Source organism: Pseudomonas sp. 3B-A001-10F, from assembly GCF_056313565.1.
Map to the genome: position 1 here is coordinate 1 of NZ_JBQYFW010000061.1, position 10,522 is coordinate 10,522.

The window sequence follows — 10,522 nt, forward strand, 5'->3', positions numbered from 1 at the left end:
AACTCCAGCCGATGCGCCAGCGAATGACTCCAGCCAAACCCCAACCCAACATCGATTTCGGCGGCGCTGGAGCGATACAAACGGGTGAACTCAAACGGCAACACGCCATCGAGCACCGCATCGCTCAAGGTCAGCAGTTCTTCGCCAGTGACCATCGACACCGGGCAGCCGTTGGTGCAGGTACGCGGCACACAATCGGCGCTGTCGCCGTTGGGGTTTTTCGCCTGATCCGGCGAATCGTCGTGAGGCTCATGCCGTTCCAACCGGCTCGAAGCACCAGACTTGTCCCGCGCCAGTGGCGCCGGATTCGGCACCGTCAACACCAGCGAATCGGCCTGACGAATGTTCAGCGGTATCGACGGTGTCGGTTTCAACTCAACGTCACGCGCGTGAAACATCAGCGGCTTCAACGCGCCCGCATGTTTGTTCAGTTCCGGCGCTGACGTTAATTCCGCGAGTCGCAATGCCGAGGCCGCCAGCCATTCCCGCGCGCGCGGCGACTTGATCTTCGCCAGCACCTTGCTGCTCAAACGCAGCGGCACGCCGATGCCACCCGACACGCCCATCAACAGGAAGCTGATCAGCAATTCGACCCGCACCTCGGCCACCACTTCGGCCAGGTGCTGCGGCGGCAGCATCTTCAGCCAACTGGTAAACGCGGCCATATGAATGAACAGCAACGGTTCGTCACTGAGGATCAGCAAGCCGTTGGCGATGGCGTCGCTGGACGCTTGCAGAAGCGCTTCAAGTTCAGCCTCGCTGAGGTATTCCAGCAGTTTTTCGCTGTTGGCCTGCAGGTCGGCGAGGAGGGCGAATACCTGTTTGATGTCATCCCAAACGCCATTCAGGGCTTTCTCGAACCCGCGCCAGTCGGCCTGTTGCAACTGACCGTAACGCTGAAGAAATCCGGTGCTGGAAAACTCCGTCCACTGTGGTTGAAACCCTACCCACTCAGCGCGCAGCCAGCCTTCCAAGCCTGCAATGACACCTTCATAAGAGGCATACAGCGCACGCATATGGACGGTGGACACATCGGGAAAGAAGGTAATGCGATAACGCTGGCCCCGATCGCAGTCGGTCACTTGCAGAATGCCGCTGGGGCCGATGGTGTAATGCAGCGGCTCACCGAAAGTCAGCACGCCGCCGACATCGGCAAGCACCGGTTCGAGGGTTACCGGGGTGTTGCCAATCGGCACAAACCTCGCGGCCTCGAACATGTGCACCAGCGTCAACGCCCCGCTGGCCGAGCACATGGCCACGGATGAACTGAGCGGCTGGCGCGACTTGATCGGCGCGCTGAGGCGCACGTCGTTTCCGACAGTGAAGACCTGCTCGACATCCAGCGCCGTCCCGGTCCAGAACTGCTCGGCCCAGGCCTCGTAGTTGTTCAGGCACAGGCGAAATTCGCGAATCAGGTGTTCGAAGTCCGGCTCATCGGGATTCAAAGCAGCAACAACGAGCAGGCCGATGCTGTTGTTCAGGGCCAGCAGCTGATCGGTTGGAAGCATTCGCAGTCTCTCGCGCACGTCAAAAAGGTGCGGGGACTTTGCGGGGGATCAAACAGGAAAGAAGTCGGGCGAGTAGGCTATGCCTGTAGGACATTTCGCTAAATATCTGCGAGTAGTTCATCGCTCAATAAACATTGGCCGTTGCTCAATGTCTGTCGCGCTCGTTATGCTGCTGAACCCTTTAATCAGATCCGAGCAGCGGTTCACGTGCCGCCTGGGATGTCTTTGTTAACGGATCCGATGATGAATGCACCGCTGAAGGCGTTCGGCCCGATCAAGGCCGTGATTTTCGATATGGACGGTTTGCTGCTGGACACCGAGGGCATTTACACCGAAGTCACTTCGCTGATTGCCCAGCGCTACGGGCGCACCTTCGACTGGAGCGTCAAACAGAACATCATTGGTCGTGGAGCCAACGATCTGGCCAATTACGTGGTGCAGGCACTGGATCTGCCGATCACCGCCGAAGAGTTTCTGGTGATCCGCGAACCATTGATGCGCGAGCGTTTTCCCACGGCGCAAGCGATGCCGGGTGCCGAGGAGCTGATTCGCCACCTCAAGGCGCACAACATCCCCATCGCCGTCGGCACCAGTTCATCGCGGCAATCGTTCGGGCAAAAAACCACGCTGCACCGCGACTGGTTCGCGCTGTTCGACTTCATTGTTACGGCGGACGATCCGGAAGTCGGCGCGGCGAAACCGGCACCGGATATCTTCCTGACCGCTGCCCGCCGTCTGGGTGTGGCACCTGAGGATTGCTTGGTGTTCGAGGATTCGCCGTTTGGCGTGACCGCAGCGAAAGCCGCAGGCATGACGGCCATCGCCATCCCCGATGCCGCCATGGCCGATGAAAAGTACGCACACGCTGACGGGATTCTTCGGAGTTTGAAAGCGTTCACGCCAAGTGCCTGTGGTTTGCCGGCGCTGGAATGGGTGTAAACATCTGAGACAAAAAAACGCCGCCCCTCTGTAAAAAGAGGAGCGGCGTTTTTCGTTCAGGCGACTCGGAAAATCAGGCGCCGAAACCACCGTCGATGGTCAGGCTGGCACCGGTGATGTAACCGGCTTCCGGGCCCGCCAGATAGGCGACGAAACTGGCGATTTCTTCGGCTTTACCGTAACGACCGACGGCCATCAACGGAATGAGGCTTTCGGCGAAGTCACCGTGGGCCGGGTTCATGTCGGTGTCGACCGGGCCAGGCTGGACGTTGTTGATGGTGATGCCGCGCGGGCCGAGGTCGCGGGCCAGACCTTTGGTCAAACCGACCAGCGCCGATTTGCTCATGGCGTACACACCGCCACCGGCGAAGGGCATGCGGTCGGCGTTGGTGCTGCCGATGTTGATGATGCGCGAACCTTCGCCCATGTGCTTGGCGGCTTCTTGCGAGGCGATGAATACGCTGCGCACGTTGATTGCGAGGGTCTGGTCGAAGTCTTCCAGGGTGAAATCTTCCAGCGGAGCGACAGCCAGCACACCAGCGTTGTTGACCAGGATGTCGAGTCGGCCAAAGGCTTCGACCGTGGCGCTGACCGCGTGGCGGATCGCTGCGGCGTCGGCGCTGTCGGCCTTGATCGCCAGGGCTTTGCCGCCGCTGGCGGTGATGCTGTTCTGTAACTCTTCGGCTTTGGCGGTGGAGCTGACGTAAGTGAAGGCTACTGCAGCGCCTTCAGCGGCCAGGCGTTTGACAATGGCAGCGCCGATACCACGGGAACCGCCTTGAATCAGAGCGACTTTGCCGCCGAGGTGTTGAGTGGTCATGTTCGATCTCCAGAGTGTTCAAGGCGGGAATGCCTTGTTGTTGGAGCCGAGTATCGACCTCTGATCCACAACCGTGTAGACCTTGATTGCTATAGTCTGTGTAAACCAAAAGTTGATAGTGGCGGCCATGGAAACCTTCAGCAGTATCGAATGCTTTGTCCGTAGTGCTGAGGTCGGTAGCTTTGCCGAGGCGGCGCGGCGCTTGAGCCTGACCCCGGCAGCGGTTGGCAAAAGTGTCGCAAAGCTTGAGGCGCGGCTGGGTGTGCGGCTGTTTCAGCGCAGCACCCGCAGTCTGACGCTGACCGAGGCGGGGCAGCTGTTTTTGAGTGAAGTAAGTGCCAGTCTGACCACGATCCAGAATGCCGTGGCCAATCTGGCCAGTGCCGAAGGGCAGCCGATCGGCACCTTGAAAGTCAGCATGGGCACGGTGTTCGGGCGCCTTTATATAGTGCCGTTGCTCGGCGAGTTTCTGCGGCGCTTCCCGGCGATCAATCCGGACTGGCATTTCGATAATCGTCAGGTCGATCTGATCGGGCAGGGCTTTGATGCGGCGATTGGCGGCGGCTTTGAGCTGCCACAAGGTGTGGTGGCGCGCAGATTGACGCCAGCGCATCGGGTGTTGGTTGCTTCGAAGGCTTATCTGAACGGCAATCCTGCGATCACTCATCCGGACGATCTCAAGCAGCACGACGGCATTCTGATTCGCTCACCGCAAACCGGGCGTGTGCGTTCATGGCAATTGACGCACCACGATCAGCAGCACAGTCCGTTGATGCTCAAGGCCCGGATGACCATGAGCGATTCCGAAGCCGCCTGTGCGACAGCAGCGCAGGGCCTGGGGATTGCACTGGTGAGCATGCCTTTTGCGGTGGGGTATCTGGAGGCGGGTACGTTGCAGCGGGTATTGCCGGACTGGTTCGTCGATGATGGCAACATCTCCATCTATTACGCCGAACACAAATTGTTGCCGGGCAAGACGCGGGCGTTTGTCGATTATGTGATTGAACAGTTTGCGGAACAGGGATTGGCGCGGCGCTTTAGTGCGATTTGAGCAACCTTGATACCGAGTTGCAGTCTTCGCGAGCGGGCTCGCTCCCACATTTGGAATGCATTTCCCCTGTGGGAGCGAGCTTGCTCGCGAATGGGGCGACTCGGTTTCCGATGATGAGCCTAGCGGGCAAACCGCCCCGGCCAGCCAATGATGTTCTTCGGCCGAGGTGTCGCATACGTTCGCACTTTCGACGTCGACAAGCGCAAGCGCACCAGCGATTCCGCAATCGTTACCGCCGCCGTCACGCCATCCACCACCGGCACGCCAGTGCGCCGACGAATCTGCTCATCCAGGCCGGCCATGCCACCGCAACCCAGGCAGATCACCTCGGCTTTGTCCTGCGTCACCGCCAGTTCTGCCTGATGCACGATGGCTTCCAAGGCACGCTGTGGCTCGTGTTCCAGTTCCAGAACGGCCAGACCACTGGCCCGTACCGATGCACAACGATCCCACAGGCCGGAGAGTTTCAGACGATCTTCGATCAGCGGTACGGTGCGATCCAGCGTTGTCACCACCGAATAGGCGTGGCCGAGAAACATCGCCGTGCTCGCGGCCGCATCGGTGATATCCACCACTGGCACGTTGAGCAATTCCTGCAGACCTTCGCGACCGTGCTCGCCGTAGCCGGCCTGAATCACGGCATCGAACGGCTGGTCGTAGGCCATCACCCGATCCATCACCGCGATGGCCGCCAGATAGCTTTCGAAGTTGCCTTCAATCGAGTCGGCGCCGAAAAACGGTGTCAAACCGACGATTTCGGTACCGGGCGAGGCGACAGCCTGCGCCGAGCGGGCAATGGCCTCGGTGATGGATTCGGTGGTGTTGACGTTGACCACGAGAATACGCATGGGGAAATCCTTATAGCGGGCAGTTCTGCGGCCCGAAGTCCGGGCCACGAGGGAGTTAATGGCAGACGTTGTCGACAGCGATCGATTCGCCGCTGATGTCGGCGTAGTGCGGGTGGCGTTTGGCGATGATCAGGTAGAGCATTCCGGCGATCCCGGCGCCGATCAGCCAGGAGAACGGCGAGACGCTGTGGAAACCCGGCACGAGCGCCAGGACGATGGCGATCAGCGCCGCAGGAATAAATGCCGCCACCGCACGGAAATTCACCCCACGGCTGTAGTAATAAGCGCCGTCGGGATCTTCGCTGTAGAGCTGCGGGACGTTGATCCGGCCTTTGCGGATCAGCCAGTAGTCGACCATGATCACGCCGTACAACGGGCCGAGCAGGGCGCCGAGGCCAGACAGGAAGTACACGATCACCAGCGGGCTGTTGTAGAGATTCCACGGCAGGATCAGCACGGCAATGGTTGCGCTGATCAGCCCGGCGCGGCGGAAAGTCAGGTACTTCGGCGCCAGGTTGCTCAGCACGAAGGCCGGGGCGACGAAGTTGGCCATGATGTTCACCGCGACGGTGACGATCAGGAATGCCAGGCAACCGAGTACCAGGAAGAAGGTGTTGGGAATTGAGGCGATGATCTCTGTCGGGCTCTCGATGATCCGGCCGTTGATCTGAAATTGCGCACCGCAGAGCAGCACGGTAATCGCGGCGAACACCAGAATATTCACCGGCAAACCCCAGAAGTTTCCGACCTTGATGGTTTTGCGGCACGGCGATGAGCGGGCGAAGTCGCAGAAATTCAGAATCAACGTGCCGTAGATCGCCAGCCACAGTGCGCCGCCGGCAAAAATGTTGCGCCACATCTCGCCACCGGTCAGTGGCTCGCGGATCGACCAGGCGATGGTCGCGTTGGCCTGGAAGTACATCCACGCGGCGAGGGCGGCAACGGTCAGCAGAATCACTGGCCCGGCAAACGCTTCGTAACGGCGGACCATTTCCATGCCGTAGGCGAGGATCGCCAGTTGCACGAACCAGATCGCCACGAAGCACACCCAACCTAGGGACGACAGACCAAGAATCGAGTCGTGGTCGTATTCGGCGAATCCGGGATGGACTGCAGTGAGCAATACGCGAAACACCACTGACGCCAGATACGTCTGAATGCCGAACCAGGCGATGGCGATAACCGCGCGGATCAGTGCAGGAATTTGCGCGCCGTGGATGCCGAAACTGATCCGGCTGATCACTGGAAACGGCACCCCGGTTTTTTGTCCCATGTAACCGGACAGGTTCATGAAGAAATACACCAGCGCCGCGCCGATCCCCAGCGACAGCAGAATCTGCCAGCCCCCCAGGCCCAAGGCGTACAGACCGATGGCGAACGAGTAGTTGGCGATGTTGTGCACATCGTTGGTCCACAGGGCAAAGATGCTGTATTTGCCCCAGCGTCGACCTTCGGCCTTGGTTGGCGCCAGATCGCTGTTGTGCAGACGCGGGCTGAGTTGTAACGGCTCGGCCAGACCGTCATGGGGTAACGGTTGGTCGAGAGCAGCGGCGGGCAGATTCAGCGCGATGTTGTTGGAGAGACTTGTACGCATTCCGGCAGGCTCCTGATGTTCAGGGCCGCGATGACTGTGCATGAGCCGTCAGGCTCGACAAATCTTCGTCGCGGCAGTGAAAGCATCACTGGTTACGGGGCATCTGCAGCCTGTACGGGATAGGGCGCTTCAGGCTTGCGGATCGAAAGTGGTTTTATGTTTTGTAGTTTTGTATACAAAACATGTATGCACCTAAGCCAGATCTGTGCCAGTCGTTGATCTATGCGCAGCCGTGCTCATTTCGAAAAGTTATCGATGTGCGCTAAGTGTCTGAAAATGATTGGTTAAAAATTGACCTGTTGAACAGGTATTTATTTTTGGCGGGGGATTTTGATGACGGGCGGAGCCGAGGCGTTTTTGGCAGGGATGTAACTTTTCAGGGCGCTTAAACAAAAAAATGCACACATAAATGGCACCGATGGTGACATTCATGTGTACACATTTATTGATTCGCTACAAAACCTTGTGGGAGCGATCTTGCTCGCGAAGGCGGTGTGTCAGTTTAGGAAAATGCTGACTGACATTGCGCTTTCGCGAGCAAGCTCGCTCCCACAGGGAATGGGGTGACAATTAGAAGGATTACGCCTTGCTGATGATATTCCCGGCATGCAACCCGCACTCTTTCTGCGTCGCCTCTTCCCACCACCAACGGCCTTCGCGCTCGTGCTGATTCGGCAGGACAGGGCGGGTGCACGGTTCGCAGCCGATACTGATAAAGCCGCGCTCATGCAGGCTGTTGTACGGCAACTCGAGCATGCGGATGTAACCCCAGATTTCTTCGCTGGTCATCTGCGCCAACGGGTTGAACTTGTACAGGGTGCGCTCGGGGGTGGAGAACGCGGTATCGATTTCCATCACCGCTACGGCACTACGAGTGCCCGGGCTCTGGTCGCGGCGCTGGCCGGTGGCCCAGGCTTTGACGGTGGACAATTTGCGGCGCAGCGGCTCGATCTTGCGGATACCGCAGCATTCGCCGTGACCGTCCTTGTAGAAGCTGAACAGGCCTTTTTCCTTCACGAACGGTTCGAGTTTCGTGTAGTCCGGCGACACCAGTTCGATGTCGATCTTGTAGTGCTCGCGCACCTGATCGATGAAGCGGTAGGTCTCCGGGTGCAGACGGCCGGTGTCGAGGCTGAACACCTTGACGTTCTTGTTGAGCTTCCAGGCCATGTCCACCAGCACCACATCCTCGGCGCCGCTGAAAGATATCCACAAGTCATCGCCGAACTCGGCGAACGCGAGTTTGAGGATGTCTTGCGCGGATTTGTTGGCATAGGTCGTGGCGAGTTCCACGACGTCGAACGTTGCACTCATCAGGGCGGCTTCCTACAGGTCGGTGGCGCTGGGCGCTCTATATGGCGCTGATGGTAACAAAAAGCTGCACGGCTCGGGGGCGTGCTGTGCGTTGCGCGTCTGCATGTGAGCCGCTAGAGTTCGGCCTCGCTCGACTCAAATAATCAATACAAACGGGAGTGTCTTGTGGAAATTGCTTGCCTGGATCTTGAAGGGGTACTGGTGCCGGAAATCTGGATCGCCTTCGCCGAAAAAACCGGAATCGAATCCCTCAAGGCCACCACCCGGGACATTCCCGATTACGACGTGCTGATGAAGCAGCGCCTGCGCATCCTCGATGAGCACGGCTTGAAGCTGTCGGACATTCAGGAAGTGATCGCCACACTGAAGCCGCTGGACGGCGCGGTGGAGTTCGTCAACTGGCTGCGCGAACGCTTTCAGGTGGTGATTCTGTCGGATACGTTTTACGAGTTCTCACAGCCGCTGATGCGTCAGTTGGGCTTTCCGACGTTGCTTTGCCATCGCCTGATTACTGACGAAACCGGGCGGGTGACCAGCTATCAGTTGCGCCAGAAAGATCCCAAGCGTCAGTCGGTGCTGGCGTTCAAGAGCCTGTATTACCGGGTGATTGCGGCGGGGGATTCGTATAACGATACGAGCATGCTGGGCGAGGCTGATGCGGGGATTCTGTTCCATGCGCCGGAGAATGTGATTCGCGAGTTTCCGCAGTTTCCCGCGGTGCACACCTTTGCCGAGTTGAAGCAGGAATTCCTCAAAGCCTCAAATCGCGACCTGAGTTTGTAGTCGTCTGGAAGGGCCCCTTCGCGAGCAGGCTCGCTCCCACACTTGGAATGCATTCCCCTGTGGGAGCGAGCCTGCTCGCGAAGCTTTTAGAGGTTTTGCAGGGTTTCCAGCAGAACCTTCACTTTGGTAATCGACTCCTGATATTCAGCCTGCCAATCCGAATCGGCCACAATTCCGCCACCGCCCCAGCAGCACACCTGCCCATCCTTGACCAACAAACTGCGAATCGCGATGGAACTGTCCATCTCGCCGCGCACGTCCAGATACAGCAACGACCCGCAGTACAACCCACGCCGCGTCGGTTCCAGCTCATCGATGATCTGCATTGCGCGGATCTTCGGCGCGCCGGTAATTGAGCCACCGGGGAAACTGCCGGCAATCAAATCCAGTGCGTCACGATCATCCGCCAACTCACCGGTGACGCTACTGACCAAGTGATGCACGTTCGGATAGCTTTCCAGACTGAACAGCTCCGGTACTCGTACCGAACCGATGCGGCAGGTGCGGCCGAGATCGTTGCGCAGCAGGTCGACGATCATCAGGTTTTCCGCGCGATCCTTGGGGCTGGCCAGCAGTTCGGCGGCGTTCGCGGCATCTTCGGCCGGGGTCAGGCCACGCGGACGGGTGCCTTTGATCGGGCGGGTTTCCACCTGGCGCTGGCTGACTTTGACAAAGCGCTCTGGTGACAGGCTCAGCACGGCGCCGCCGTCGGGCAGGCTCTGGAAACCGGAGAACGGCGTCGGGCAGGCTTCGCGCAATGCGCAATAAGCCAGCCACGGATCGCCTTGGCATGAAGCACGAAAGCGCTGAGCGAAGTTGACCTGATAGCAATCGCCGGCCTGGATGTAATGCTGAATGCGTTCGAAGGCTTGGCGGTAATCGTCGGCCGAAAGGTCGGCGGTCATTGGCTGGTTCAGTTTGAACGGCGCCATCGACTCGACAAGCGGCTGGCTGAACAGCGCGATCAGCCGCTGTTTCTCGCTATCGATCACGGACGGGTGAAACACCAGTTGGCTGCTGGCCCTCTGGTGATCGCTGATCAGTGCCCAGTCGTACAGGCCAAAGCGGGCATCCGGCAATTGCAGATCATCCAGCGCCTGGCTCGGCAGGTTTTCCAGATGCCGACCGAAATCGTAGCTCAGGTAGCCGATCAAACCGCCAGCGAATGGCAGGTCGAAACCCGTTGGCAAATCAGCCTTGCCCAGACGGTTCAGATTATCCCGCAGGCGTTGAAGGAATACGCCGCCGCTTTCGTCGGGCAACACCGCCAGATGTTCCAGCGGCCAGGCGCTGAGCAGGTCATAACGACCACGGTCGGCACTCGGCCGGCCACTGTCGAGCAGCACGGCGCCGGGCGCGTTGCGGATGGCCGCGAAATAGTTGGCGGGATTGGCGCGGTAGGGTAGCGGGTGTACAGAGCAGGTCAACATGGGCGGGGCAGATCGGCCGTTGAGGCGGGGTGGGGATTGTAGTCCTCTCTCGGCTGTCAGATCAAAATCAAAAGCCTACCCCCTCACCCCAACCCTCTCCCCCAAGGGGGCGAGGGGGAAAGGGAGCAGATCTTCATGCTTTTCAAGATCCGAGTTCGGCTCGATATCTCAAGCTGGCGAGGGGGAAAGGGAGCAGATCTTCATGCTTTTCAAGATCCGAGTTCGGCTCGATATC

9 protein-coding genes are annotated in these 10,522 nt (G+C 59.1%); 3 read left to right on the forward strand and 6 right to left on the reverse strand.

The genetic code is table 11. The features are described from left to right. Positions 1-1,508 (reverse strand): DUF6531 domain-containing protein (locus AC0ZWN_RS28500; RefSeq protein WP_476337661.1); only part of this gene is annotated, 1,508 nt, incomplete at its 3' end. 243 nt (positions 1,509-1,751) lie between these two features. Between AC0ZWN_RS28500 and AC0ZWN_RS28505 the strand changes: the two genes are divergently transcribed. After that, positions 1,752-2,447, forward strand: a complete 696-nt coding sequence (locus AC0ZWN_RS28505; protein ID WP_116255218.1) for an HAD-IA family hydrolase — start codon at positions 1,752-1,754, stop codon at positions 2,445-2,447. A 73-nt stretch (positions 2,448-2,520) separates the two neighbouring features. Here the strand turns inward: AC0ZWN_RS28505 and AC0ZWN_RS28510 are convergent, their stop codons facing one another. Next, entirely contained in the window at positions 2,521-3,267 is a 747-nt protein-coding gene (locus tag AC0ZWN_RS28510) for a 3-oxoacyl-ACP reductase family protein (RefSeq protein WP_093431727.1), read from the reverse strand. A 127-nt stretch (positions 3,268-3,394) separates the two neighbouring features. On the opposite strand from AC0ZWN_RS28510, the gene AC0ZWN_RS28515 reads away from it, so the two are divergent. Continuing rightward, the gene (locus AC0ZWN_RS28515; protein WP_476337663.1) at positions 3,395-4,318 is read left to right on the forward strand and encodes a LysR family transcriptional regulator; all 924 of its coding nucleotides are present in this window, start codon (positions 3,395-3,397) and stop codon (positions 4,316-4,318) included. 119 nt (positions 4,319-4,437) lie between these two features. On the opposite strand, the gene AC0ZWN_RS28520 is transcribed toward AC0ZWN_RS28515, so the two are convergent. The 3 genes from AC0ZWN_RS28520 to AC0ZWN_RS28530 form a co-directional block, all read right to left on the reverse strand. Then, positions 4,438-5,166, reverse strand: coding sequence for an aspartate/glutamate racemase family protein (locus AC0ZWN_RS28520; protein ID WP_093431732.1), 729 nt, complete (start codon positions 5,164-5,166; stop codon positions 4,438-4,440). A 55-nt stretch (positions 5,167-5,221) separates the two neighbouring features. Further along, entirely contained in the window at positions 5,222-6,760 is a 1,539-nt protein-coding gene (locus AC0ZWN_RS28525; RefSeq protein WP_476337665.1) for an NCS1 family nucleobase:cation symporter-1, read from the reverse strand. Positions 6,761-7,339: 579 nt separating this feature from the next. Continuing rightward, complete coding sequence (locus AC0ZWN_RS28530) at positions 7,340-8,074, reverse strand: phosphoadenylyl-sulfate reductase (RefSeq protein WP_093431738.1); 735 nt, start codon at positions 8,072-8,074, stop codon at positions 7,340-7,342. Between the two features lie 165 nt (positions 8,075-8,239). Between AC0ZWN_RS28530 and thrH the strand changes: the two genes are divergently transcribed. Further along, complete coding sequence (gene thrH, locus AC0ZWN_RS28535; RefSeq protein WP_150652926.1) at positions 8,240-8,857, forward strand: bifunctional phosphoserine phosphatase/homoserine phosphotransferase ThrH; 618 nt, start codon at positions 8,240-8,242, stop codon at positions 8,855-8,857. An 86-nt stretch (positions 8,858-8,943) separates the two neighbouring features. Here thrH and pabB read toward each other — a convergent pair whose 3' ends face one another. Beyond that, positions 8,944-10,287 (reverse strand): aminodeoxychorismate synthase component I, encoded by a 1,344-nt coding sequence (gene pabB, locus AC0ZWN_RS28540; RefSeq protein WP_476337668.1) that lies wholly within the window; start codon positions 10,285-10,287, stop codon positions 8,944-8,946. Positions 10,288-10,522: the final 235 nt, after the last annotated feature.

Excerpts from the sequence above, each read along its gene's own strand:
- AC0ZWN_RS28505 (WP_116255218.1), top strand. The coding sequence starts at position 1,752 with ATGAATGCACCGCTGAAGGCGTTCGGCCCGATCAAGGCCGTGATTTTC.
- AC0ZWN_RS28510 (WP_093431727.1), bottom strand. The coding sequence starts at position 3,267 with ATGACCACTCAACACCTCGGCGGCAAAGTCGCTCTGATTCAAGGCGGT.
- AC0ZWN_RS28515 (WP_476337663.1), top strand. The coding sequence starts at position 3,395 with ATGGAAACCTTCAGCAGTATCGAATGCTTTGTCCGTAGTGCTGAGGTC.
- AC0ZWN_RS28520 (WP_093431732.1), bottom strand. The coding sequence starts at position 5,166 with ATGCGTATTCTCGTGGTCAACGTCAACACCACCGAATCCATCACCGAG.
- AC0ZWN_RS28525 (WP_476337665.1), bottom strand. The coding sequence starts at position 6,760 with ATGCGTACAAGTCTCTCCAACAACATCGCGCTGAATCTGCCCGCCGCT.
- AC0ZWN_RS28530 (WP_093431738.1), bottom strand. The coding sequence starts at position 8,074 with ATGAGTGCAACGTTCGACGTCGTGGAACTCGCCACGACCTATGCCAAC.
- pabB (WP_476337668.1), bottom strand. The coding sequence starts at position 10,287 with ATGTTGACCTGCTCTGTACACCCGCTACCCTACCGCGCCAATCCCGCC.